This is a genomic window from Micromonospora sp. IBHARD004 (genome assembly GCF_052814115.1).
This window is the reverse complement of record NZ_CP199934.1, coordinates 499,794-522,168: the sequence shown is the minus strand read 5'-3', so window position 1 is coordinate 522,168 and position 22,375 is coordinate 499,794. Positions and strand designations below refer to the sequence as shown.

General features: G+C 73.5%; 25 protein-coding genes. 10 read left to right on the top strand and 15 right to left on the bottom strand.

All coding sequences use genetic code 11. The features are described from left to right. Positions 1–5: 5 nt before the first annotated feature. The 8 genes from ACTWO6_RS02545 to ligD (ACTWO6_RS02510) all read right to left on the bottom strand — a co-directional run bounded on the left by ACTWO6_RS02545 (position 6) and on the right by ligD (ACTWO6_RS02510) (position 6,602). A complete protein-coding gene (locus ACTWO6_RS02545; RefSeq protein WP_446218023.1) occupies positions 6–512 on the bottom strand; it encodes a protein-disulfide reductase DsbD domain-containing protein in 507 nt (168 codons plus the stop codon). Next, the gene (locus ACTWO6_RS02540; RefSeq protein WP_446220539.1) at positions 494–1,054 is read right to left on the bottom strand and encodes a thioredoxin family protein; all 561 of its coding nucleotides are present in this window, start codon (positions 1,052–1,054) and stop codon (positions 494–496) included. The genes ACTWO6_RS02545 and ACTWO6_RS02540 overlap by 19 nt, the downstream gene beginning before the upstream one ends. 106 nt (positions 1,055–1,160) lie before the next feature. Next, positions 1,161–2,042: a GNAT family N-acetyltransferase gene (locus tag ACTWO6_RS02535; RefSeq protein ID WP_446218022.1), complete on the bottom strand. Its 882-nt coding sequence runs from the start codon at positions 2,040–2,042 to the stop codon at positions 1,161–1,163. A gap of 87 nt (positions 2,043–2,129) precedes the next feature. Beyond that, the gene (locus tag ACTWO6_RS02530) at positions 2,130–2,885 is read right to left on the bottom strand and encodes a TIGR03089 family protein (protein ID WP_446218021.1); all 756 of its coding nucleotides are present in this window, start codon (positions 2,883–2,885) and stop codon (positions 2,130–2,132) included. Positions 2,886–3,234: 349 nt separating this feature from the next. Then, the gene (locus ACTWO6_RS02525) at positions 3,235–4,119 is read right to left on the bottom strand and encodes a hypothetical protein (RefSeq protein ID WP_446218020.1); all 885 of its coding nucleotides are present in this window, start codon (positions 4,117–4,119) and stop codon (positions 3,235–3,237) included. A gap of 6 nt (positions 4,120–4,125) precedes the next feature. Further along, positions 4,126–4,548, bottom strand: a complete 423-nt coding sequence (locus ACTWO6_RS02520) for a SigE family RNA polymerase sigma factor (RefSeq protein WP_446218019.1) — start codon at positions 4,546–4,548, stop codon at positions 4,126–4,128. Between the two features lie 208 nt (positions 4,549–4,756). Next, positions 4,757–5,671: a non-homologous end-joining DNA ligase gene (gene ligD / locus ACTWO6_RS02515; protein ID WP_446218018.1), complete on the bottom strand. Its 915-nt coding sequence runs from the start codon at positions 5,669–5,671 to the stop codon at positions 4,757–4,759. Then, on the bottom strand, positions 5,661–6,602 hold the full coding sequence (ligD, locus tag ACTWO6_RS02510; RefSeq protein WP_446218017.1) for a non-homologous end-joining DNA ligase: 942 nt from the start codon (positions 6,600–6,602) through the stop codon (positions 5,661–5,663). Before ligD (ACTWO6_RS02510) ends, ligD (ACTWO6_RS02515) begins: the two co-directional genes overlap by 11 nt. An 85-nt stretch (positions 6,603–6,687) precedes the next feature. On the opposite strand from ligD (ACTWO6_RS02510), the gene ku reads away from it, so the two are divergent. Continuing rightward, positions 6,688–7,713, top strand: coding sequence for a non-homologous end joining protein Ku (ku, locus tag ACTWO6_RS02505; protein ID WP_446218016.1), 1,026 nt, complete (start codon positions 6,688–6,690; stop codon positions 7,711–7,713). A 47-nt stretch (positions 7,714–7,760) separates the two neighbouring features. On the opposite strand, the gene ACTWO6_RS02500 is transcribed toward ku, so the two are convergent. After that, entirely contained in the window at positions 7,761–8,153 is a 393-nt protein-coding gene (locus tag ACTWO6_RS02500) for a PPOX class F420-dependent oxidoreductase (RefSeq protein WP_446218014.1), read from the bottom strand. A gap of 156 nt (positions 8,154–8,309) precedes the next feature. On the opposite strand from ACTWO6_RS02500, the gene ACTWO6_RS02495 reads away from it, so the two are divergent. From ACTWO6_RS02495 to ACTWO6_RS02475, 5 genes are all read left to right on the top strand, one after another. Then, entirely contained in the window at positions 8,310–8,981 is a 672-nt protein-coding gene (locus ACTWO6_RS02495) for an FKBP-type peptidyl-prolyl cis-trans isomerase (RefSeq protein ID WP_446218013.1), read from the top strand. A 139-nt stretch (positions 8,982–9,120) separates the two neighbouring features. Then, positions 9,121–9,951 carry an SCO6745 family protein gene (locus ACTWO6_RS02490; RefSeq protein WP_446220538.1) on the top strand — a complete coding sequence of 277 codons (831 nt, stop codon included), beginning with the start codon at positions 9,121–9,123 and terminating at the stop codon, positions 9,949–9,951. A 45-nt stretch (positions 9,952–9,996) separates the two neighbouring features. Next, positions 9,997–10,257, top strand: coding sequence for a YciI family protein (locus tag ACTWO6_RS02485; RefSeq protein WP_446218012.1), 261 nt, complete (start codon positions 9,997–9,999; stop codon positions 10,255–10,257). 49 nt (positions 10,258–10,306) lie between these two features. Continuing rightward, entirely contained in the window at positions 10,307–10,960 is a 654-nt protein-coding gene (locus tag ACTWO6_RS02480; protein WP_446218011.1) for an HAD family hydrolase, read from the top strand. Between the two features lie 84 nt (positions 10,961–11,044). Beyond that, complete coding sequence (locus tag ACTWO6_RS02475) at positions 11,045–11,794, top strand: MerR family transcriptional regulator (protein ID WP_446218010.1); 750 nt, start codon at positions 11,045–11,047, stop codon at positions 11,792–11,794. Between the two features lie 50 nt (positions 11,795–11,844). On the opposite strand, the gene ACTWO6_RS02470 is transcribed toward ACTWO6_RS02475, so the two are convergent. After that, positions 11,845–12,000 (bottom strand): hypothetical protein, encoded by a 156-nt coding sequence (locus tag ACTWO6_RS02470; protein WP_446218009.1) that lies wholly within the window; start codon positions 11,998–12,000, stop codon positions 11,845–11,847. A 123-nt stretch (positions 12,001–12,123) separates the two neighbouring features. On the opposite strand from ACTWO6_RS02470, the gene ACTWO6_RS02465 reads away from it, so the two are divergent. Beyond that, on the top strand, positions 12,124–13,134 hold the full coding sequence (locus ACTWO6_RS02465; RefSeq protein WP_446218008.1) for an NADPH:quinone reductase: 1,011 nt from the start codon (positions 12,124–12,126) through the stop codon (positions 13,132–13,134). Between the two features lie 184 nt (positions 13,135–13,318). Here the strand turns inward: ACTWO6_RS02465 and ACTWO6_RS02460 are convergent, their stop codons facing one another. Continuing rightward, positions 13,319–14,953, bottom strand: coding sequence for a fatty acid--CoA ligase (locus tag ACTWO6_RS02460; RefSeq protein WP_446220537.1), 1,635 nt, complete (start codon positions 14,951–14,953; stop codon positions 13,319–13,321). A gap of 98 nt (positions 14,954–15,051) precedes the next feature. Between ACTWO6_RS02460 and ACTWO6_RS02455 the strand changes: the two genes are divergently transcribed. Continuing rightward, a complete protein-coding gene (locus ACTWO6_RS02455; RefSeq protein ID WP_446218007.1) occupies positions 15,052–15,543 on the top strand; it encodes an NUDIX domain-containing protein in 492 nt (163 codons plus the stop codon). Positions 15,544–15,568: 25 nt separating this feature from the next. On the opposite strand, the gene ACTWO6_RS02450 is transcribed toward ACTWO6_RS02455, so the two are convergent. Next, a complete protein-coding gene (locus ACTWO6_RS02450) occupies positions 15,569–17,245 on the bottom strand; it encodes an MDR family MFS transporter (RefSeq protein ID WP_446218006.1) in 1,677 nt (558 codons plus the stop codon). 152 nt (positions 17,246–17,397) lie between these two features. Between ACTWO6_RS02450 and rfaE2 the strand changes: the two genes are divergently transcribed. Together rfaE2 and ACTWO6_RS02440 are read left to right on the top strand one after the other, a co-directional pair. Then, positions 17,398–19,311 carry a D-glycero-beta-D-manno-heptose 1-phosphate adenylyltransferase gene (rfaE2, locus tag ACTWO6_RS02445; RefSeq protein ID WP_446218005.1) on the top strand — a complete coding sequence of 638 codons (1,914 nt, stop codon included), beginning with the start codon at positions 17,398–17,400 and terminating at the stop codon, positions 19,309–19,311. Further along, complete coding sequence (locus ACTWO6_RS02440; RefSeq protein WP_446218004.1) at positions 19,308–20,186, top strand: glycosyltransferase family 2 protein; 879 nt, start codon at positions 19,308–19,310, stop codon at positions 20,184–20,186. Before rfaE2 ends, ACTWO6_RS02440 begins: the two co-directional genes overlap by 4 nt. Positions 20,187–20,194: 8 nt before the next feature. On the opposite strand, the gene ACTWO6_RS02435 is transcribed toward ACTWO6_RS02440, so the two are convergent. The 3 genes from ACTWO6_RS02435 to ACTWO6_RS02425 are packed head-to-tail and all read right to left on the bottom strand — an operon-like array spanning position 20,195 to position 22,349. Beyond that, on the bottom strand, positions 20,195–21,301 hold the full coding sequence (locus tag ACTWO6_RS02435; RefSeq protein WP_446218003.1) for a glycosyltransferase family 9 protein: 1,107 nt from the start codon (positions 21,299–21,301) through the stop codon (positions 20,195–20,197). An 8-nt stretch (positions 21,302–21,309) separates the two neighbouring features. Next, positions 21,310–21,846 carry an Hsp20/alpha crystallin family protein gene (locus tag ACTWO6_RS02430; RefSeq protein ID WP_446218002.1) on the bottom strand — a complete coding sequence of 179 codons (537 nt, stop codon included), beginning with the start codon at positions 21,844–21,846 and terminating at the stop codon, positions 21,310–21,312. Beyond that, positions 21,843–22,349 (bottom strand): DUF2231 domain-containing protein, encoded by a 507-nt coding sequence (locus ACTWO6_RS02425; RefSeq protein ID WP_446218001.1) that lies wholly within the window; start codon positions 22,347–22,349, stop codon positions 21,843–21,845. The genes ACTWO6_RS02430 and ACTWO6_RS02425 overlap by 4 nt, the downstream gene beginning before the upstream one ends. Between the last annotated feature and the right edge of the window lie 26 nt (positions 22,350–22,375).

Sequence of the window (22,375 nt, the reverse complement as noted above, 5' to 3'; positions counted from 1 at the left end):
CGGAGCTAGGTCAGTGCGATCACACGCTCGCGTACGGGTGGCAGGCAGGTGCTCGCGCTGCATGCGCCGTACGTGACCACCACCTCGGCCGGACCGTCCCCCGTGGACCGGACCGGCAGCGTCACGGTGACCGGGCCGTCCGGGTAGACGGGCAGCGTCACGTTCAGCTCCTCGATCCGCAGCTCGTTGACCGGCTTGTCGGAGCTGGGCGCACCGGTCGCGCCGAGGCTGCCGCGCACGGCGACGACCGTCGGGATGCCGAGCCCCTGCACCCCGTCCGGCGGCAGGTCGATGCTGTAGAGGTGGAAGCCGGGCCGCTGCGGGCGAAAGGTCGCCCGCACCTGCCCGTCCGTGAGGGCCGCCTCGACGCTCACCCCGCCGGCCTCCAGCCGGCCGCTGCGGTCGGCCGCCGGCGACGGCCCGGCGGAGCGGGCGCATCCCCCGGCGAGGAGTACGCCGGCCAGCGCCGCGACCAGCAGCGCACCGCGACCGGTCAACGCTTCGGTGCCCACTTGGTGAGGAACGCGTTGACCTGCTCGCTGTCCATGTCCCGGGCGTTGGCGAAGGAGCCGTCGTTGGTAGCCACCCGGACCTTGCCCTCGGGTGTCAGCACCACCAGCGCGGGGATGCCGCTGCCTTTCAGGTTCAGGTACTTCGCGGTGAACTTCAGGTTGTGGTCGAACTCGCCGACGTCCACCGCCAGCAGGTGGTAGTTCCGCTCCAGGAGCGGCTTGGTCTCCGCCGACTGGAACAGCTCGTGCAGGACGTGGCAGTCCGGGCACCAGTCCGCGCCGAAATCGATCAGCACCGCCTTGCCGTCCGCCTTGGCCAGCGCGAGGGCAGCCTTCAGGTCGGCGGCCGGGTTCCGCTTCGGGTCGTACCGATCCGGCAGCGTCACCTTCGGGGCGGTCGGGGACGCGGCGGGCTTCGCGGCCGCCGTGGCCGCCGTGGTGGCGGGTGCCGCTCCCGCTGTCGGTGGGGTGTCCTGGCTGGCGCAGGCCGCCAGAAGCAGTGCCGTACCGGCCACGGCCGCGAGACCGACGCGTTGCAGCATCACCACAAGTAACCCCCGAGAATTGGTCAGGCGCCGGAGGATAACGCACGGCAATCTCGTGCCGCTGCCCCGACGATCAGTCGAGGTGGAACACCGCCGGCGGCGGTCACGGGCGGCGGCGCAGGTAGCGGGCGCGGCGGCCGGCGTCGTGGAACCCGAGCCGCCGGTACAGTGCGGCGGCCGGGTTGTTGTCGTTGACGCAAAGCCACGCCTCGCCGGCGCCGTCGGCGGCCAGTGCCCGCAGCGCGCTCGCCACCAGGTACGCCCCGACCCGTCGGTGCCGCCAGCCGGGGACGACGCCCACCTGGTCGATCCAGTTGTCGATGACGTTGAGGAAGCCCACGGCGGTGCCGTCGGGACCTCGGGCGATGAGCGACAGGTCCGGCCGGTATCCGTCGTCCTCCCGCAGCTCGCCCAGCCACTCGTCGGCCTCCGGCTCCACGAAGCCGGGCCGGTCGGCGAACGACGCGCGGTAGGTCTCGAACAGGTCGGGGCCGATCTCCCAGGTGATCGGTTCGGTTCGCACGCCGTCCGGCGCGGCCACGTCGGGGATCGCGTCGAGGTCGTGCCGCAGCACCCACTCCAGGAAGGTCTGGTCGAAGCCGCGCGCGGTGAACAGCGCGTCCGCGTCGGCACTCCACGACTCGGTGGTCAGCAACAGGTCCGCGTCGCCGGCCTGCTCGTCCGCCCAGCTCAGCAGCCGGCCGCCGAGGCCCCGCCCGCGCCACGCCGGATGCACCAGCCCGGTGCCGGTGGCCGGCCGGCGGTCGGTGCCGGCGCCGACGGCCGCGACGAGCGTGCCGTCGTGCCAGGCGCCGAGGGTACGGGTCTGGAGCAGTCGCGCCCGCAGCAGCGGCGGACCAGCGAACAACGGCAGCCCGCCGTCGACGGCCAGGCACGCCTCGGCCAGCTCGGCCAACCCGGCGAGGTACTCCTCGCCGAATTCCTTCCAGGTGAGGGCGTCCACGCCCGGGTACGTCCGGTCCACCGTCGTCCTCCGTCGTCCTGCTCCGGCGTCCCAGTAGGCGTCCCAGCCACCGACCCTGTCAACGCGGTTTCCCCGGGGTACAAGGGCTCAGAGGACGCGGGTGACCTGCTCGGCGGCGGTCCGGGCGTCCAGCCGCGCCCGGTCCAGGTTGGCGCAGAGCACCACCGACGCGCCGGCGGCGAGTGGCGCGAGCAGCCACTTGAGCGGCTGCTCGTGCTCGGCCGTGTCGACCAGCAGCCGGTCCCCGGCGCGCAGGTCGAACTGCTCGGCGAGCCCCCGCGCCACCCCGGCCCACTCGCCGTAGCTGGTGCCGTCCGGGCTCGCCTGGTCGGACGGGCGAATGGTGGTGTAGTCGGGCGGGGTGTCGGTGTGCCGGAGCACCTCGGCGGACCAGTCGAGCCAGCCCACCGGCACGTCGGCCAGCGGGCCGGACCCGGTGCCGACGAGGTAGCGGTGGGTCCCGTCGGGCACATCCTCCAGCCAGTCGTCGAGCCGATCCGGGGTCACGAAGACCGCGTCGTACGGCCGGTCCGCGCCGGGTTCGAGGACCGGCAGCCCGGCGGTGGCCCGGGGCCGGAACGAGACCGCCATCCCGACCGACCAGGCGCCGATCAGCATCGCGGCGGTCCGCCAGTGCGGCGGCAGCAGCACCGCGACCCGGCTTCCCGGGTCGAGTCCGCAGCCGTCCCGCAGCAGGCCCGCGCTGCGCGCCGCCCAGCCGCCGAGCTGGCGCGCGGTCAGCTCGGTCCGCTCGCCGGTCGCGTCGTCGTAGTAGGTGAGCAGCGGAAACCCGCCCTCGCTCGGCGCGTCGGCCGCAACGGCGACGGGCGTGTGGACAGCCATGGGGACACTCCTCCTGCCGGTCCGTCCACCCTAGCCAGCGACCAGCCGCCCGACGGCTGCGGCAGGCCGGAGGGTTCAGCGGGCGAACCGGTCCACCAGGAGTGCCAGCCGCCGCTCCTGGTCCGTACGCCGGAGCCGGCCGCTGCGCATGAGCGTGACCAGGCAGAGAGCCTGCTGGAGGTGCAGGAGCTGTACGACACGTACTTCAGTAGCAGCCCCACCTGGGACGCCGCCCGCCGTTGACCCCCGGGCCCGAACCGCCCGGGCCGCTCAGGAGCCGGGCAGTTCGGGCCCATCGTCACTGGCTGGGAGACCACCAACCGGTTGGCGCTCGTCCCGGGGCATGGGACTACTTGTTGAACATGACGACGTCGGTCGGGCGCTTCGCGGTCACCGCGACGCCGTAGTCGAACAGTTCGAGCGTCAAGGTGGACGTCCCCTGGTCGAGCCGGCCCTTCGCCGTCGTCTGCCACGTTACGGTGAGCGCCACCTTCGCGATCCGACCGTCGCGGTCCAGCGTGACATCACCGGCCGCGCTGGTCGACCCGATCTCCTCCATCGTGGTGTACGCGAAATGCAGGGCGCCGTCCCGGTTCTCGGTGATGGTGGCGTTCGCGCTCTTCAGCGCCGTGAACAGGGCCGCCGGGTCGGGCGACACGGCACCCAGGACCACGCTCCCCTCGTCGTAGAGGGACAGCCGGTCGTACCTGCCCGGGTACTGGCCGTATCGGCCGTACGTCTCGCCCGGACCCTTGTCGGCCGGCAGCTTGCCCAGCGGTCGTTCCCCGCCGACGTACCGGGTGCCGTTGATCAGCAGCTCGGTCATGACCGCGTCGTCCTGCGGCGCACGGACGTACCCGGTGGCGGTCCTCGGGTCGAACGCGCCCTCGTACGTCAGCCCGCCCGGAGCCGAGTTGGTCAGCCGCATCCGGTAACTGAGGTTCTCGCTGGCGGTGACGGCCGAGACCAGCTCCATCGCCGGCGAGGCCGGCCCCGGCTGCGACGCCTCGGCGGTGACGCCGGGACGGCCCGGCGTCGGCGTCGTCGCCACGGTCGCCACGGTGGCGACGCCCAGCGCCAGCAGCGCGCAGGTCGCACCGACCATCGTGGTCGTCCGGCGCCGGCGGGCCCGCCGGCCGCGATCGAGCAGCGCCCCCACCGGGGGTACGGAGGCCGACTCGCCGTCGACGATGTCGTGCAGCCGGTTGGCGAGACGCTCATCAAGTGTGTTCATGACTGATCACCTGCTCACTGGGTAGGAGGGTTCATCGAGAAAGTGGCGAAGCTTGTCCAGCGCCCGAGCGTTCTGGCTCTTGACGGTGCCCACCGAGCAACCCAGCAGCTGAGCCACCTCACGCTCGGTCAGGTCCTCGTAATGGCGGAGCACCACCACCGCACGCTGCTTCGTCGGTAGCGACATCAGCGCCCGGCGCAGGACGACGGCATCGGGGCCGACGTCGCCGGCCGGGGCGGCCCGTTCGGGGACGTCCGCGACGAGGCTCTCGCGGCGACGCCGTCGCCAACCGGACGTGTGGTTGTTGACCAGGGCGCGGCGCAGGTAGGCGTGCGGTTCGTCGAGCCGGGACAGCCGCCGCCACCGCTCGTACACCTTGACCAGGCTGTCCTGGAGCAGTTCCTCGGCCCGCCACCGGTCACCGGTCACCGGTCACCGGTCAGCAGCATGGCCAGCCGGATATGTCGCTGCCAGGCCACCTCGACGAATGCGACGTACGACCGGTCCGCCGCGGACAGTGGTTGCGTTTGGTCGGTCACGCCTCTAACACGTGGCCGTGTCGCAGAAGGTTGTCACGGGCTGCGGACGTTTCCGGAGATGCCGACCGACGAGCGGCCGGGGCGCGGGCACGGCATCGTCACGCGGTGGGCAGCTCCGGGCCGCCGTCCAGCAGCGGGGCGAGCAGGTCGCCTTGCTTCTCGACGCGCTTGAGCACCTCACCCGCCGTGTACGGCTTCGTCGATGGCCGCTTCCCCGCCGCGCCCGCCTCGACTTCGTCCCAGGTCAGCGGGGTGGACACCGACGGCACCGCCTGGGCGCGCAGCGAGTACGGCGCCACCGTCGTCTTCGCCGCGTTGTTCTGGCTCCAGTCGATGAAGACCTTCCCCGGCCGCAGGTTCTTCGCCATCTTCGACACGATCAGCTTCGGCTGCGCCTTCTCCAGCTCCTGGGCGATCCGCTTGGCGTAACCCGAGACGAAATCGGAATCCTGGGTGCCGGCGATCGGGCAGCAGAGCTGCATGCCCTTCTTGCCGGAGGTCTTCGGGTACGCCTCGACGCCGTCGGCCGCCAGCCGGTCCCGCATCAGCAGCGCCACCTGGCAGCACTGCTTCAGCGCCGCCGGCGCGCCCGGGTCCAGGTCGACGACCATCATGTCCGGGTGCGCGCCGATCTTCCACTGCGGCGTGTGCAGCTCCAGGGCGGCGAGGTTGGCCAGCCAGACCAGGGTGGGCAGGTCGTCGGCGACCACGTAGTCGATGGTCTCCCGGCCCTTGCTCGACCCGGGGGCGGGCAGCGTCTCGGTGCGCACCCAGGCGGGGGTGGCGGCCGGGGCGTTCTTCTCGAAGAACGAGCCACCGCCGACGCCGTTGGGGAACCGGATCCGGGTGAGCGCCCGGTCGGCCAGATGGGGCAGGAGCACCGGGGCGATCCGGGTGTAGTAGTCGATCACCTCGCCCTTGGTGAACCCGGCCTCGGGGTAGAGCACCTTGTCCAGGTTGGACAGTTCCAGCGAGCGCCCCTCGACGTCCACCTTCAACCGGTCAGCTGGCATCCTCGACCTCCTCGGGCGGCTTGTCGGGGCGCAGGCGCAGGATCCGGGGGAAGCGCAGCCGTCCGTCCGGGGTGCGCTGGCCGTACTTCACCTCCACCACGATCTGGGGGGTTACCCAGATCGCGCTCCGCGCATCCTCGCGCGGCACGTCCCCGGCGAACGGCGACGCCGCCGTGCGCAGCGGCTCCAGCTCGCGCAGCAGCTCCCGTTCCAGGGCCGCGCCGATCCCGCCGCCGACCCGGCCCCGGTAGGTGAGCCGGCCGTCCGGGCGGGGCACCCCCACCAGCAGGCCACCGATCTTCCGGGCGCCGGGCCGCCAGCCGCCCACCACGAAGTCGCCGGTCACCTCCAGCTTGACCTTCAGCCAGTCCGTCGAGCGCACCCCGGGCCGGTAGACCGAGTCGACCCGCTTGGCCATCACCCCCTCCAGCCCGTGCTCGCCGGCCGCCTCGTAGGTGGCCGGGCCGTCGTCGAAGGTCGGCGGGACCGCCCACCGCGCGGCCCCCAACCCGAGCGACTCCAGCGCCGCCCGCCGCTCCCGGTAGGGCCGGCCGGCCAGGTTCTCGCCGCGCAGCCGCAGCAGGTCGAAGATCATGTACGTCACCGGCGCCGCCGCGGCCAGCCGGGCCGCCTTGGCCGGGTTCCGGACGTGCATCCGCTCGGCCAACGCGGTGAACGAGGGCTGCCCGAGCTCGTTGAACAGCACCACCTCGCCGTCCAGCAGCGCGTCGTCGACCTGCTCGGCCAGCGTGATCAGTTCGGGGTACGCGACGGTGATCTCCACGCCGGAGCGGGCGTACAGGTGGTGGTCGCCGTAGGAGATGTCGGCGAGCGCGCGGACCCCGTCCCACTTGAACTCGTACGCCCAGCCGGCAGCGGCCGGGAGCTGCCCGGTCATCGCGAGCATCGGCTTCAGCGGCGCGCCGGGCACCTTCTGACTGTAGTTGCACAGCGAAGAGCGTGCGTCCCGTTCGATCGTTTGCGATCCTGAGCAGAACCGGGGAGAGGAGCGCGTGATGCGGGCGATCTGGAAAGGAGCCGTGTCGTTCGGGCTGGTGTCGATCGGGGTCAAGCTCTACTCGGCCACCGAGGAGAAGGACATCCGCTTCCACCAGGTGCACCGCGATGACGGCGGTCGCATCCGCTACAAGCGCACCTGCCAGGTCTGCGGGGAGGAGGTCACCTACGACGACATCGCCAAGGGGTACGACATCGGCGGCGGCGAGATGGTCATCCTCACCGACGACGACTTCGCCGAGCTGCCGCTGACCACCTCGCACGCGATCGACGTGCTGGAGTTCGTCCCGGCCGAGCAGGTCGACCCGATCCTCTACAACAAGGCGTACTTCCTGGAGCCGGAGGGGGCCGCGACCAAGCCGTACGTGCTGCTGCGGGACGCGCTCGCCGACTCCGAACGGGTGGCCATCGTCAAGGTGGCGCTGCGCCAGCGCGAACAGCTCGCCACCCTGCGGGTACGCGAGGGCGTGCTGCTGCTCAACACGATGCTCTGGCCGGACGAGGTGCGTACCCCCGACTTCGGTTTCCTGGACGAGGATCTCAAGGTCCGGCCGCCGGAGCTGGCGATGGCCAGCTCGCTGATCGACTCGATGGCCGGGGAGTTCCAGCCGGACGCCTTCACCGACGACTACCGGGCGGCGTTGCAGGAGGTCATCGACGCGAAGATCGAGGGCCGCGAGGTGGTCCAGCCGGAGGAGGTGGAGGCCGCGCCGGCCGCCGCGGTCGACCTGATGGCCGCCCTGAAGGCCTCGGTGGAGCGGGCCCGGGCCGCCCGCGGCGAGGAGCCCGCCGGCGGGGCCGCCGAGCCGACCCCGATCTCGGCCGCCCGCTCGGCGCAGAAGGCCGCCAAGGCGCCGGCGAAGAAGGCGGCCGCGAAGAAGGCCCCGGCGAAGAAGGCCGCCGCTGCCAAGAAGGCCGAGCCGGCCAAGAAGGCGGGGGCGAAGAAGACCGCGGAGAAGAAGGCGGCCAAGGCCCCGGCGAAGAAGGCCGCCGAGAAGAAGGCCGCGCCCCGGAAGACCGCCTGACCTGCGGCCGGCCCCCTGCCCAGCCGGCAGGCAGGGGGAACCCGCCGTCAGCCGCGGCCGAGCTTGCCGGTCGGGGTGATCCGGACGATGACCCGCTCCTCGCCCGGCTGGCGGAACGGGTAGGTGTCCTGGCCGAGGTACTTCTTCGCCATCCGGTCGATGTGCTCGTCGGCGCCCTCCGCGACGAACTCGGCCGTGCCCTTCACCCAGAGGGTGCGGAAGTCGTTCGCCTTGTCCACGACCGAGACCGCGACCACCGGGTTGCGTGAGATGTTGACGTACTTCTGCCGGCCCTTGGCGGTGTTGAACACGATGTGCTCGCCGTCGGTGTCCACCCAGACCGGGGTCACGTGCGGAGAGCCGTCGGCCTCGACGGTGGCCACGTGGGCGAGCTGCGGCTCGGAGAGCAGGGCCAGGTCTTCTTCGGTGAGGATCGCCATGCTCGTGAACCTACTCCCGTAAACCGGCATCGACGGGCCTGCTGTCCGATCCGGCCATGGGCGAGGGGACACCGAGGGCGTCGCGGCGGGTACCGTGTGCGCTGGTCTCGGCAGCGGCCGCCGGGCCGCACCCACCACCCAGCAGGGGAGTTCGACGTGAGCGAGCGTGTGCAGAACCGGTCGGCGGGCCAGGGCCCGGGCACCAAGGCGGAGCGGCGGCTGGCCGCCCAGCTGGCGGCGAAGAAGGCGGCCGAGGCGAAGCGCCGCCGGCAGTCGCTGCTCGGCGCGCTCGCCGGTGTCGCCGTCGTCGCGGTGCTGATCGGTGTCTTCGTCGTCGTCAACGGCGGGGACGACGACAAGCAGGAGGCTGCCGGCACCCCCTCGGCCAGCGCCACCGCCCCGGCTCCCGACGCCACCGCGCCCGCCGCGCCGCCGCAGCAGCTCCCGGAGGGCGTGGATCCGGCGCTGGCCACCAAGCCGCAGGTCGTCCCGGGCAAGGGCGAGCTGACCAAGCTCACCGTCACCCCGCTGATCAAGGGCAAGGGCCCGGCGGTCAAGGCCGGCCAGACCATCACCACCAACTACGTGGGCGTGTTCTACAAGGACGGCAAGGAGTTCGACGCCTCCTGGAACAACGGGCAGCCGGCCAGCTTCCCGATCGGCGTCGGCCAGGTCATCAAGGGCTGGGACCAGGGCCTGGTCGGGGTGACCGTGGGCAGCCGGGTGCAGCTGGACATCCCCGCCGACCTGGCGTACGGCAACGACTCCGCGGGTGGCCGCCCGGCCGGCCCGCTGCGCTTCGTCGTTGACGTCCTCGCCGCGCAGTAGATCACCCCGGTCTTCCGTCCGGTCACCTACCGGCAGTAGGTTCATGGTCACCGTGGGCGGCACCATCCGCCCACGGTGACTTGCCACCGAGGGGGAGGTGCACGTGGCGGCGCTGGACGATCCCGGGCTGGCCCGGGTGATGTGGACGCACTTCGAGCCGGTCCACGCGGTGACCTACTTCCACCCGCGCGCCCGGGCCGCGTACGAGGCGGTCGGGCTGCGCGGCTACTGGCGGGGCTACTTCGCCGGCCGGGCCGCCCCGCTCGGCCCGACGCCCGCCCCGCCGGTGATCGCCGCGTTCTTCAGCTTCGCGCCCCGGATGGTGGCCCGGGCGCTGCCCTCGGTGTGGCGGCTGGCCACCCCGGAGGAGGCGCTGCGGGCCCGGCTCACCGGCGCCGTCCAGGCGCTCGCCGAGTTCACCTACGAGCTGCCGGAGGCCCATCTCGTCGAGGCCGCCGAGCTGCTGGAGGCGGCCGCCGGGCAGGTGGAGACCGCCGGCCGGGTGCTCGGCGCGGTCAACGCCGCCCTGCCGGCCGGCGAGTACCCGCTGGCCCGGCTCTGGCAGGCCGCGACCACGCTGCGCGAGCACCGGGGCGACGGGCACGTCGCCGCCCTGGTCACCACCGGGCTGGACCCGGTCGAGGTGCTGGCCTGGCGCTGCCGGGTCGACCAGTCCCGGGAGTTCCACCAGCCGGCCCGGGGGTGGACCGACGAGGAGTGGGCCGCCGCCGAGGAGCGGCTGGTGACCCGCGGCTGGCTGACCGCCGGGCGGGAGCCGACCGCGTACGGCACTGACGCGTTCCGCGCGGTCGAGGAGGCCACCGATCGGGCCGCCGCCGGCCCGTGGCGGGCGCTCGGCGCCGAGCGTACGGAGCGGCTGCGCGAACTGCTCCAACCCATCGCCAGCCGCTGCCGCACCATCATCCCCAGGCAGAGCCCGATCGGCCTGCCCGCGGCCCAGCCGAGCTGACCACCGGCCGGTCCACCCGGCGCCGGAAGGCGTAGCGTCCCCGGCATGTGGATCGTGGAACTCGCCTTCACCGACGCCCCGGATCGGTTCGCCGCCCGACCGGCCCACCGGGAGCGGATCACCGCCCTGCACGCCGAGGGCAAGATACGGATCTCCGGGCCGCTGGCCGACGACTCGGGCGCCGTGCTGGTCTTCGACGTGCCGGACCGGCCGGCACTGGACCGGCTGCTGGCCGCCGACCCGTACTACACCACGCCCGGCGTCGAGATCGTCCGGATCCGGGAGTGGGCGCCCTTCCTGACCTGAGCCGACCCGCCGCCGGGAGGGCAGCGGCCGGTTCGGGCAGGATGGGCTCATGGTGGACGCGGTGCTCTTCGACCTGGACGGCGTGATCGTGGACTCCGAGCCGGTCTGGGAGGAGGTCCGGCGGGCGTACGTGGCCGCGCACGGCGGCACCTGGCAGCCCGACACCCAGCGCCGGCTGATGGGGATGAGCACCGGCGAGTGGGCCGCCTACCTCAGTGACGAGCTGGGCGTCGACCGGAGCGCCGAGCAGGTCGCCACCGAGGTGATCGCGGAGATGACCCGGCGGTACGCGGACCGCGTACCGCTGATCGACGACGCCGACGCGGTGGTGCGCCGGATGGCCGCGCGGTGGCGGCTGGGGCTGGCCAGCTCCTCCCCCACCCGGCTGATCGCGGCGGCGCTGGCCGCCACCGGCCTGGCCGACGCCTTCGGCGCGACGCTGTCGACCGAGGAGACCGCCCGGGGCAAGCCGGCGCCGGACGTCTGGCTCGCCGTCGCCGCACGGCTCGGCGTCGACCCGACCCGCTGCGTGGCGATCGAGGACTCCTCGAACGGGGTGCGCTCCGCGGCCGCCGCCGGCATGCGGGTGGTGGCGATCCCGCACGGCTCCTACCCGCTGGACCCGGACGCGGCGGCGCTCGCGGCCGTGCTGCTGCCCTCGGTCGACGCGCTCACCCCGGAGGTCGTGGAGCGGCTCGGCTGAGCGGGCTTGCTCCTGACGCGACGTCAGGTCCTAGCGTCGGTCGCGTCACCGCAGGGCGTGGTGATACGCGAGAGGGAGTGGGACGTGGCGTCCACCTGGCGGATCGGCGAGTTGGGCCGGCGTAGCGGGCTGACCGTCCGTACGTTGCACCACTGGGACCACGTCGGGCTGCTACGGCCGTCCGCGCGGACGTCGGCCGGGCACCGGCTCTACGACGAGCGGGACGTGGACCGGCTGTACCGGATCGTCGCGCTGCGCGAGCTGGGCCTGCCGCTGGAGACGATCGGCGGCCTGCTGGACGACCGTACGACGGACGGGCCGGAGCTGGCCGAGCTGCTCCGGGACCAGCTGGCGCACGTGGACCGGCAGCTCGCCGCGCTGAGCGGCCTGCGGGACCGGCTGGCCGCGCTGGTGCCGCTGGTCCGGTCCGTCCGGGGCGCCACGCCCATCGACCTGCTCGCGGTGATCGAGGAGGTGACCAGGGTGGACGAGACGATTCGGAAGTACTTCACCGAGGAACAGCTCGCCGCGCTCGACGAGCGACGGGCGCGGCTCGGCGAGGAGACCATCCGCAGCGCGCAGGACGAGTGGCCGGGGCTGATCGCCCGGATGCAGGCGGAGCTGGACGCCGGGACCGACCCCGCCGACCCGCGGGTCCGGGCGCTGGCCCGCCGGTGGATGGAGCTGCTGGAGGCGTTCCACGGCGGGGACCCGGGCCTGCGCGACTCGCTCTACCGCATGCATGCGGAGAACAGCGAGCGGATCAGCCAGCAGTACGGCGGCCCGACGCCGGAGCTGATCGACTACGTCAAGCGGTCGGTCGCGGCGGGGTGAGCCGCCGGGTGCCGGCCGCGACGGGACCCGGCCGGCACCCGCGCCCGCGCTCAGACCGCCCGGCTCCGGCTGGACCTCGGCAGGAACCGCCGGGGCGCCGGGCCGGGCGGCCGGGCCGGCTGGTCCGCGGGCCGCTCGGGGCCGCCGGCCTCCGTGCCGGCCCACGTCGGGGCAGGCGGCGGCTCCACCACCGGCACGTCCCGCATGTCACCCCTCCTGCCGCCGACTACCTGGTTGTACGGTTTCCGGGGCGGCCCGGATCGGAGTGATCCGGGATCGTCCGGGTACCGCAGGCCGCGGTGCCGGCGTCCGGCGGGGAGGAGACGGCGATGAAGGCGATCGTGTACGAACGCAACGGGGACACCTCGGTGCTCCAGCTGGTCGACCGGCCGGTACCGGAGCCGGCCCCCGGCGAGGTGCTGGTGCGGATGGCCGTGTCGGGGGTGAACCCGACGGACTGGAAGGCCCGGCGCACCTGGCCGGTCCAGGGCTGGCAGATCCCCGACCAGGACGGCGCCGGGGTGATCGAGGCGGTCGGCGAGGGGGTCGACCAGAACCTGATCGGCGAGCGGGTCTGGATCTGGGAGGCGGCCTGGCAGCGCCCCTGGGGCACCGCCGCCGAGTACACCGTGGTGCCGGTCCGGCACGCGGCACTCCTCGGCGACGCCTCCTTCGACGTGGGGGCCGCGCTGGGCATCCCGTTCATGACGGCGCACCGGTGCCTGACCGCCGGGGAGTTCATGCCGGACCGGCTGCACGCCGGGGCGCTGAGCGACCACGTGGTGCTGGTGCAGGGCGGGGCGGGCGCGGTGGGCAACGCGGCGATCCAGCTCGCCCGGTGGGCGGACGCCTGCGTCATCACCACGGTGAGCAGCCCGGAGAAGGCGCAGCTCGCGGCGGCGGCCGGTGCCTCCTTTGTGATCAACTACCGCGAGGAGGACGTGGTCGAGGAGGTCCGCAAGATCGCCCCCGACGGGGTGCACACCATCGTCGAGGTCTCCGCCGCGCGCAACGCCGCCGCCGACGTCCAGGTCCTCCGGAGCGGCGGCGCGGTCTGCGTGTACGCCGACGACGGCGGCGCGGAGGTGACCCTGCCGATCCGGCCGCTGATGGTGCCGAACGCGCGGTGGCAGTTCGTCCTGATCTACACCGCGCCGAAGGCCGCCAAGGCGCAGGCGGTGGTGGACGTGTCGGCGGCGGCTGCCCAGGGCGCGATCCGGGTGGGCGAGGAGGCCGGCCTGCCGCTGCACCACTACTCGCTGGCGGCGACGGCGGCGGCCCACAAGGCGGTCGAGGGTTCGGTGGTCGGCAAGGTGCTCATCACCACGAGCGAGACGTAGGACCACGAAACGGATTTCTCCGTCATCGAGACAGAGGCGAACAAGTTTCGCGACAATTGTCCTGCGGTCGCCCCAAGGACGGGCGGCCCCGGCGCGGTGCGAACGCCGGGGCCGCCCCTGGGGAGGGATGCCTTCTCTGCGAATCACGTCCCTACCCGTGCAGGCGACGGTACGCCGGAATGTGTTACGGCGCGGTCAGTTCACGCACCTCCAGGCCCCCGTCGGCGTACCGGGAGCGGACCACCTTCTTGTCGAACTTGCCGACGCTCGTCTTCGGCACCGCGTCGATGAACGCCCACCGCTCGGGCAACTGCCAGCGGGCCACCGACTTCGCCAGGAAGTCACGCAGCTCCTCGGCCGTCACCGACGCGCCCTCCCGGACCACCACGGTCGCCAGCGGCCGCTCGTCCCAGCGCTCGTCCGGCACGCCCACCACGCACGCCTCCAGCACCGCCGGGTGCGCCATCAGGACGTTCTCCAGCTCGACAGAGGAGATCCACTCCCCGCCCGACTTGATCACGTCCTTGGCCCGGTCGGTGAGGGTGATGTAGCCGTCCGGCGAGAGCGTGCCGACGTCACCCGTCCGCAGCCAGCCGTCGCGGAACTTCTCCTCGTCCGGGGTCTCGTCCCCGACGTACCGGGCGGTCACCCACGGCCCGCGGACCTCCAGCTCGCCGACGGACGTCCCGTCGGCGGGCAGCGGCTCGCCGAGCGGTCCGACGATCCGCGCGGCGACCCCGGCCGGCACCCGGCCCTGGGTGTAGCGGTAGCGCCAGGCCTCCTCGCCGGTCGCGCCGGCCGGCGGCCGGGAGACCGAGCCGAGCGGGGACATCTCGGTCATCCCCCAGGCGTGGATGACCTCGATGTGGTGCCGCTCGTGGAAGGCGTGCATCAGCGCCGGGGGGCAGGCCGACCCGCCGACGATCACCTCCTTGAGCGACGAGGTGTCCACGTCGTGGCTGTCCAGGTACCCCAGCAGATCCGTCCAGATGGTCGGCACCGCGCCCGCCAGGGTCGGCCGCTCGGCGGCGATCATCTCGGCGATCGGGGCGGCCTGGAGGAACCGGTCCGGCATGATCAGCGACGCGCCGGAGAGGAACGCCGCGTAGGGCAGCCCCCACGACATCGCGTGGAACATCGGCACGATGGCCAGCTCGCGGTCGGTCGGCCCGAGACCGAAGCCCTCCGGCATGCAGATCTGCAGTGAGTGCAGGTACATCGAACGGTGCGAGTAGGCGACCCCCTTGGGGTTGCCTGTGGTGCCGGAGGTGTAGCAGAGGGCGGCTGCGTCGCGCTCGTCCACCTCCGGCCAGTCGTAGGAGTCCGGGCGGTCGGCCAGCAGGGCGTCCCAGTGGTGAACGGCGATCCGGTCGCCGGCCGCGGCGACCAGCGGTGCCGGGTCTCCCCCGCCGACCACCACCACGTGTCGCACCGTGGTCAGCTCGCCGATCACCCGGGCGAGCAGCGGGATCAGCGTCGAGTCGACCAGCACCACCCGGTCCTCGGCGTGGTTGGCGATGTAGACGACCTGGTCGGGGAAGAGCCGGAGGTTGAGGGTGTGCAGCACCGCGCCCATGCTGGGCACGGCGAAGTACGCCACCAGGTGCTCGTTGTTGTTCCACATGAACGTGGCGACCCGCTCGTCACCGGTCACCCCGCACTCGTCGCGCAGCGCGTGGGCCAGCCGGGCGGCGGTCCGCCCGACCTCCGCGTACGACATCCGTCGGGGTTCGCCGCCGGTCCATGTCACGACCTCCGCCGTGCCGTGCACGGTGGAGCCGTGTTCGAGGATCCGGGCGACCTGGAGAGGGGCGTCCATCATCGTGCTACGCATGGGTAACAAGCTAGTGTCGGCGGTCACACCTTGGGAACCCTGGAAAACCGGTCCGCCTCGGCGAACGCCCGTAAATTGTCCGGGTGAGCATCTCGTGGGCCGATTCGTACGTGGGGCAACTTCGCGCCCTGGCCGGTGACCGCACCCTGATGTTCGTCGGCGCCCGCGCGGTGGTCCGCGACAACGCCGCCCGGGTACTGCTGATCCAGCGCTCGGACAACGGCCAGTGGGCGATGCCGGCCGGCGCCATGGAGCTGGGCGAGTCGATCGCCGACTGCGCCGTCCGCGAGGTACGCGAGGAGACCGGGCTGCGTGCCCTGCGGGTCAGCGCGTTCGCCCTCTACACCGGCCCGGACCGCACCCACACCAACATGTACGGCCACACGTACCAGATCTTCACCACCGCGTTCCGGGTCGACGAGTGGGACGGCGAGCTGCTCAGGATCACCGACGAGACCAACGACGCCGGCTTCTTCCACCCGGAGGAGCTCCCCGCCCCGCTCTCCGCCAGCGTCACGGAGACCCTCGCCGACCTGGACGTCTTCGAACAGACCAACCGCCTCATCCTGAAGTGACCCCCGGGCCGGGTTGGCCGGCGGGTCACAGCATGGTCTGGGACTTGGCCTCCATCTCGGCGGCGGCTTCCTCCCGGGACTCCCTGGTCAGGGGCTTGCCGCCGGGGGCGGCGGCCTTGCCGCCGAGCGGGTCGGCGCCGCCGGTGGCGCCCTGCGGGCCGGTGCCGCGCAGCTCCTGGTCGGGCAGGGCCAGGGTGACCAGCACGGCCAGGATCGCGATCAGCCCGGTGGTCAGGAAGACCAGGTGCAGCGAGTCGACGAACGCGGCCTGGATTGCGGCGCGGACCGGGCCGGGCAGGGCGAGGATGGTCGACGGGGCGTTGATCGAGATGTTGGCGCCGCCGCTGGCCGCCACCGCGGCCCGCTGGTCCGGCGGGAGCTGCGCGATCGCCGCCGGCAGCCGGTCGGCGAGGTGACGGGTGAGCTGCGACGACAGCACCGCCCCCAGGATGGCCACCCCGAACGACCCGCCCAGCGACCGGAAGAACGTCGCCGACGAGGTGCCGGCGCCCAGGTCCCGGACGTCCACCGCGTTCTGCACGGCCAGGATCAGCGACTGCATGCAGAGGCCCAGCCCGACGCCGATCACCACCATGAACCCGAACGCCACCCAGAGCGACGTGTCCACCTGCAGCCGGGTGAAGAGCAGCATGCCGGTGAGCAGCACCGCCGAGCCCGCCACCGGGAACCACTTGTACCGGCCGATCCGACTCATCGCCCGGCCGGTCAGCACCGAGGTGATGATGATGCCCGCCATCATCGGCAGCATCAGCAGACCGCTGCGGGTCGGCGAGGCGCCCTTGACGATCTGCAGGTAGAGCGGGATGAAGATGATCGACCCGAACATCACCAGACCGAGCACGAAACCCGCCGAGTTGGCCAGCGCGAAGGTGGCGGTGCGGAACAGCCGCAGCGGCAGGATCGGCTCGGCGACCCGGGCCTCCTGGAGCACGAAGAGCACCCCGAGCACCGCGCCGGCCACGAAGAGCCCGATGATCACGCCCGAGTCCCAGGCGTACTGGCTGCCGCCCCAGCTCAGCGCGAGCAGCAGGCAGCTGACCCCGGCGACCAGCAGCGCCGCGCCGAGCCAGTCGATGGCGTGCTCCCGCCGCTCGAACGGGATCAACCGCATGACGTGGTAGCAGACCACGATCGCCAGGATCGCCAGCGGCACGTTGATGTAGAAGATCCAGCGCCAGTTGGTCTCCGCGAAGTACCCACCGACCAACGGCCCGGCCACCGACGACACTCCGAAGACCGCGCCGAAGAGCCCCTGGTAGCGGCCGCGCTCCCGGGGCGACACCACGTCCGAGATGATGGTGAACGCCAGCGTCATCAGGCCACCCGCGCCCAGCCCCTGCACGCCCCGGGTGACGATCAGCTGGGTCATGTCCTGCGACAGGCCGGCCAGCAGCGAGCCCAGCAGGAAGGTGCCGATCGAGAAGAGAAAGACCGGACGGCGCCCGTACAGGTCGGCCATCTTGCCGTACAGCGGGGTCGAGGCGGTGGAGGCGAGCAGGTACGCGGTCACCACCCACGAGTAGTGGTTGATCCCGCCCAGCTCGCCGACGATGGTGGGCAACGCCGTACCGACGATGGTCTGGTCCAGCGCGGCCAGCAGCATCCCGGTCATCAGACCGAACATCAGCAGTCGGATCTGGCGGGCGTGCAGCACCGGCCGGGCGTGAGCTTCCGTGGTCATCCCGCCTTCTCCCCCCCGCCTCCCGGAACATGCCCGGACGGCGGGGGAAATCAGCAGGTCAGTGCCGGCACGGCGGGTCGACGATGCGTGGTTCCCGCCCGGTGGCGCGCGACCCAGGTTTGACCGGCAGGCCTGGGGGGACCCCGGAAGGCATGGCAGGAGCAGCAGCGGAAGAGCGCCGGCTCGCCACCGTCGTGGCGGGTTGGCAGGGGCGTCCCGTGCTGGTCGTCGGCGACGCCATGCTGGACGAGTGGCGGTTCGCGGAGTCCGAGCGGCTCTGCCGCGAGGCGCCCGCCCCGGTCCTCACCCTGCGGCGGCGCATCTCCGCGGCCGGCGGGGCGGCGAACACCGCGGTCAACGTCGCCACCCTCGGCGGCCGGGCCGTACTGGTGGCCCCGGTCGGCGCCGACGTGGCCGGCGACGAACTGCACGACTGCCTCGACCGCGCGGGCGTCTGGGACCGGACGGTCAACCAGCCCGGCCGGCCGACCCCGGTGAAGCGGCGGATGCTCGCCGGGAACCAGATCCTGCTGCGCGAGGACTCCGGCGACCCGGAGGACACGCTCGAGGACGACGGCGTGGCGCGGCTGCTGACCGCGCTCGACTGCGCGACCGAGGAGCTGAAGGCCGCCGCGGGCGGTCAACCGCCGACGCTGGTGGTCTGCGACTACGGCCTGGGCGCGCTGCCGGCGGCGGTACGCGCCTGGCTGGTGGCCAACCGGGACGGCTACGCCACGGTGGCCCTCGACGCGCACGACCTGGCCGACTGGCGCGGCCTCAACCCGACGGTGGTGACCCCGAGCTTCGCCGAGGCCGCCCGGCTGCTGGCCCGCGCCGCGGCCGGCTTCAACGCCGACCCGCGCCCCGCGACCCGCGAGCACGCCGGTCCCGACCTGCACCTGGACCACCCGGTCGCCGACCCGGCGGACGGCCCCTCCGAGCTCAGCGTCGGCGCGGCCCCCGGCGGGGCGGGCGAACGCCCGGCCGGGTCGGCGGACCGCCACCCGCCCGCGGCGGGCCGGGGCGCCAACTTCGGCCCGGCCGGACCCGGCCCGGGTCTCCACCCGGGCGGCGGGCCCACGGGGGAGCCGACGCCCGGCGAGGACCGGGTGGCGATGACCGGCGACGGGCTCAGCGTGACCGGCACCGGCGTCACCGTGAACGCGGCGGCCGGCGAGGGGGTCGACCGGGCGGTGCTCGCCGAGTCGCGCCTGGCCGAGCTGCGCGCGCACACCGGCGCCGACGTGGTGGCGGTGACCCTGGACACCGAGGGCGCGGTGGTCGGCGGGGCCGACGGGGAGCCCCGGCGCAGCCACAGCACCCCGGTACCGGCCAGCCACGCGGTCGGCGCCGGGGACGCGTACCTGGCGGCGATGACGCTGGCGCTGGCGGCCGACGCGACGCTGCCCACCGCCGCCCAGCTCGCCCAGCTCGCCGCGACCATCACGGTCTCCGACACCGGCACCTGCGTGTGCCGGCGGGAGGACCTGCTGGAGGCGCTGGGCACCGGGCCGGACGAGACCGGCCACCCGGCCCTGGTCGACGCCGACGAGCTGACCTCGATCGTCGAGGACCACCGCCGCTCCGGCCGCTCGGTGGTCTTCACCAACGGCTGCTTCGACGTGCTGCACCCGGGGCACGTCCGCTACCTGACCCAGGCCCGCGCGCTCGGCGACCTGCTGATCGTGGCGGTCAACTCGGACGGCAGCGTACGCCGGCTCAAGGGGCCGGACCGGCCGGTGAACCCGGTCGAGGACCGGACCACGCTGCTCGCCGCGCTGGAGTGCGTCGACCACGTGGTGGTCTTCGAGGAGGACTCCCCGGCGCCGCTGATCGAGGCGGTCCGCCCGGACGTCTACGTCAAGGGCGGCGACTACCCGCCGGAGATGGTCCCGGAGGCGCCGCTGGTCCGCCGGCTGGGCGGCCAGGTGCGCACCCTCGGCTACGTGCCGGACCGGTCCACCTCGGCGATCATCGACCGGATCCGGGCGCAGTCCGTCGCCGGCAACGGTGCCGCGCCGCGCCCCTCGACCGTCACCGACGGCGCGCCCGGCAGGCCGACGTGAACCGACCGCTCGACCTCGGCGCGCCCGCGGAATTCCGCCGGCAGCGGCAGCTCGACGTGCTGATCCCGACCCGCGACCGCCCGGCCGAGCTGGCGGTCACCCTCGCCGGACTGGCCGCCCAGGAGGGCGTGCCGGACTTCGGGGTGGTGGTCAGCGACCAGTCCGACGGCGAGCCGGCGTACCTCGAACCGGCGGCGGCGACCATGGTCCGGGCGCTGCGCCACCGGGGCCACCCGGTGCTGCTGACCCGCCGGCTGCCCCGGCGCGGCCTGGCCGAACACCGCGCCTACCTGCTGGACCGGTCCGTCGCCCGGTACGTCCTCTGCCTCGACGACGACGTCTGGCTGGAGCCGGGCACGTTGTCCCGGCTGGTCACCGCGATCCGCGAACTGGGCTGCGGTTTCGTCGGCAACGCCGTGCACGGCCTGTCCTACGTCGACGACGTGCGGCCGGAGACGCACGGGCACTACGAGGAATGGCAGGACGCCCCGACCCCCGAACGGGTACGCCCCGGCACCCCGGCCTGGAACCGGGCGCGGATCCACCCGGCGGCGAACCTGCTGCACGTCACCGAGAAGCTGCGGCTGCCGGCGGGCGCGTGGCGCGCGTACAAGATCTCCTGGATCGGCGGCTGCGTGCTCTACGACCGGGCCAAGCTGGTCGACGCCGGCGGCTTCGAGTTCTGGCGCCGGCTGCACGAGCGGCACCAGGGCGAGGACGTCGCCGCGCAGCTCGCGGTGATGGCCCGGCACGGCGGCGCGGGCGTCCTGCCCAGCGGCGCGTACCACCTGGAGTCGCCGACCACGGTGACCGAGCGGGACGTGGAGGCGTGGGAGGTCGTCCTCACCGAGTCCGACACCCCACAGCCCGCCTGAGCGCCCGGTCAGCCGCCGAGCAGCTCGCGGGCCGCCTCGACCACCTCGACGGTGGGCACGTCGGCGACGAAGGAGTCCCGGTGCGGACAGTCGCCGTCGCCGGGGCGGTGCGGGTAGATCCCGGGGGTGCAGTCGACGCCGCAGACCGGGCAGTGGGTCGTCCAGGAGGCGATCGGCCGGTGCCGGGCGCGCAGCGGGGTGGCTCCGTTGATCAGGTTGCCGATCCAGTAGACGCCCACCGTCGGGGCGCCGACCGCGGCGGCCAGGTGCAGCGGGCCGGTGTCGTTGGAGACCACCAGCGCGCAGCCCGCGTAGCCGGCGGCCAGCCCGCCGAGGCTGAGCGTGCCGACCTGCGGGCGCACCGGCACCCCGGCCGCCGCGACCACCGCCTCGACCACCTCGCGCTCGGCCGGCGTGCCGGTGACCAGCACCTCGTACCCGTCGCCGACCAGGGCACGGGCGACCTCGCCGAAGCGCTCCGGCGGCCAGCGCCGCCGGGTGTCGGTGGCCCCCGGGTGCAGCGCCACCCGGGGCCGCGCCGGCTCGCCGAGCACCTGCCGGGCCTCCGCCCGGTCCGCGTCGGTCACCGCGAGGGCCGGGATGATCGTGGTGGCCGGCGCCCCGACCAGGCCGACGACCTCCAGGTAGCGGATCACCTCGTGCTGGTAGTAGACGTACCGGATCCAGCGGTCCAGCGGCGGGGCGTCCTCGGCGCGCAGGCCGGCGGTGACCCGGGCGCCCAGCGCGGCGACGAGGGGGTTGGAGTTGCCGCCGCCGCCGTGCAGCTGCACCGCCAGGTCGAAGCGCTCCTCACGGGCTGCGGCGAGGAAGTCGTCCATGGCGGGCCCGGCCTCGTCGGGGCCGGGGTCGCGGATGCCGGGCGCGGGCGGGACCACCAGCACCCGGTCCACCGGGCCGGTCCGGTCGCGCCAGAGCGTCGCGTGCCAGGGCGCGCCGAGCAGCACGATCTCCGCCGACGGGTACGCGGCCCGCAGCGCCTCCAGCGCGGGCAGGGTGAAGATGAAGTCGCCGAGCGCGTTGGCCCGGAGCACGCCGATCCGCTGGACGTCGGGCACCCACTCGCCGACCGGCCCGAGCAGGGACGGGGTGTCCACGTGTGCCGCTACAGCCGGTCGATCTCGTCGACCGTGGTGTCCGGGTGGTGCATCTCCCGGTCCGCGGCCGGGTCGGCCAGGGCGGTCGTACCGGTGCGGGCGGGACGGGAGCCGGTGCGCCCGACGGTGATGGTGCGCGGCGCGGGCCGGGACGCCCGGGGCAGTCGGACCCGGAGCAGGCCGTGGTCCATCACCGCGTCGATCCGGTCGGGATCCACCCGGGCCGGCAGGTCGACCCGGTACTCGAAGCCGCGCGTCTCGAAGCCCCCCGGGATGCCCTGGTCGGCGTTGACCTCGGCCTCCGAGCGGGCCCGGACGCAGAGCTCCCGGTCGTCCAGCTCGACGGCCACCTCCTCCGGCGCCACCCCGGGCAGCCGGACGACGACCTGCCACCCGTCGGCGGTCTCGGTCAGCTCGACCTCGGGCGGGCCGGACCGGCCGCCGACCAGGCGGCTCAGCTCGGAACGCAGCGACTGCAGCTCGCCCATCGGGTCCCACCCCTGTTGCCGGCCGCGCCAGCCCCGGCCGCTCGACTGTTCGGTCATCGCACGTCTCCGATCCGCTGGTTGGCCGTGGGGGATCGCAGCGAGCTCGGGGCGTTCAGGTCGGCCTGCGCGTCGACCCCGACGCCGAGCCGGTCGACCAGCTCACCACCGAGCCAGGCGCTGACGCCGAGGATCGCCACCGCCACCACCTCGATGGCGATCAGGGCGCCGCCGGCGGCGCGGGAGTCGGCGTTGAGCCGGACCACCCAGACCGCGGCGAACAACAGGATCACCGCGACGTTGGCGGCGGCGTGGGCGAGACCCACGCGCTTGGCCCGGGTGCCGGTGGGCAGGGCGAGCAGGTCGACCGTCCCGGCCGCCGCGGCCAGCAGGCCGCCGACCAGGCCGACGGTGATGTTCCAGTACGCCACCTCGCCGAGGAAGTCGGGCCCGCCGACGGTGTCGACCACGTCGAAGATCACCGCGGTGACCAGGAGCGCCACCGGAAACATCACCAGCATCGGGTGCACGGGGTGACCGAGCACCTTCAGTCGGCTCTCCATGGGGCCTCCATCGGTCGCGTCCGGGC

What these genes read in the sequence shown, in the direction of transcription:
- ACTWO6_RS02540 (WP_446220539.1), bottom strand. Translation starts at nt 1,054, where the DNA reads ATGCTGCAACGCGTCGGTCTCGCGGCCGTGGCCGGTACGGCACTGCTT.
- ACTWO6_RS02530 (WP_446218021.1), bottom strand. Translation starts at nt 2,885, where the DNA reads ATGGCTGTCCACACGCCCGTCGCCGTTGCGGCCGACGCGCCGAGCGAG.
- ACTWO6_RS02525 (WP_446218020.1), bottom strand. Translation starts at nt 4,119, where the DNA reads ATGAACACACTTGATGAGCGTCTCGCCAACCGGCTGCACGACATCGTC.
- ligD (WP_446218018.1), bottom strand. Translation starts at nt 5,671, where the DNA reads ATGCCAGCTGACCGGTTGAAGGTGGACGTCGAGGGGCGCTCGCTGGAA.
- ku (WP_446218016.1), top strand. Translation starts at nt 6,688, where the DNA reads ATGCGGGCGATCTGGAAAGGAGCCGTGTCGTTCGGGCTGGTGTCGATC.
- ACTWO6_RS02500 (WP_446218014.1), bottom strand. Translation starts at nt 8,153, where the DNA reads ATGGCGATCCTCACCGAAGAAGACCTGGCCCTGCTCTCCGAGCCGCAG.
- ACTWO6_RS02490 (WP_446220538.1), top strand. Translation starts at nt 9,121, where the DNA reads ATGTGGACGCACTTCGAGCCGGTCCACGCGGTGACCTACTTCCACCCG.
- ACTWO6_RS02485 (WP_446218012.1), top strand. Translation starts at nt 9,997, where the DNA reads ATGTGGATCGTGGAACTCGCCTTCACCGACGCCCCGGATCGGTTCGCC.
- ACTWO6_RS02480 (WP_446218011.1), top strand. Translation starts at nt 10,307, where the DNA reads ATGGTGGACGCGGTGCTCTTCGACCTGGACGGCGTGATCGTGGACTCC.
- ACTWO6_RS02470 (WP_446218009.1), bottom strand. Translation starts at nt 12,000, where the DNA reads ATGCGGGACGTGCCGGTGGTGGAGCCGCCGCCTGCCCCGACGTGGGCC.
- ACTWO6_RS02465 (WP_446218008.1), top strand. Translation starts at nt 12,124, where the DNA reads ATGAAGGCGATCGTGTACGAACGCAACGGGGACACCTCGGTGCTCCAG.
- ACTWO6_RS02460 (WP_446220537.1), bottom strand. Translation starts at nt 14,953, where the DNA reads ATGGACGCCCCTCTCCAGGTCGCCCGGATCCTCGAACACGGCTCCACC.
- ACTWO6_RS02450 (WP_446218006.1), bottom strand. Translation starts at nt 17,245, where the DNA reads ATGACCACGGAAGCTCACGCCCGGCCGGTGCTGCACGCCCGCCAGATC.
- rfaE2 (WP_446218005.1), top strand. Translation starts at nt 17,398, where the DNA reads ATGGCAGGAGCAGCAGCGGAAGAGCGCCGGCTCGCCACCGTCGTGGCG.
- ACTWO6_RS02430 (WP_446218002.1), bottom strand. Translation starts at nt 21,846, where the DNA reads ATGACCGAACAGTCGAGCGGCCGGGGCTGGCGCGGCCGGCAACAGGGG.
- ACTWO6_RS02425 (WP_446218001.1), bottom strand. Translation starts at nt 22,349, where the DNA reads ATGGAGAGCCGACTGAAGGTGCTCGGTCACCCCGTGCACCCGATGCTG.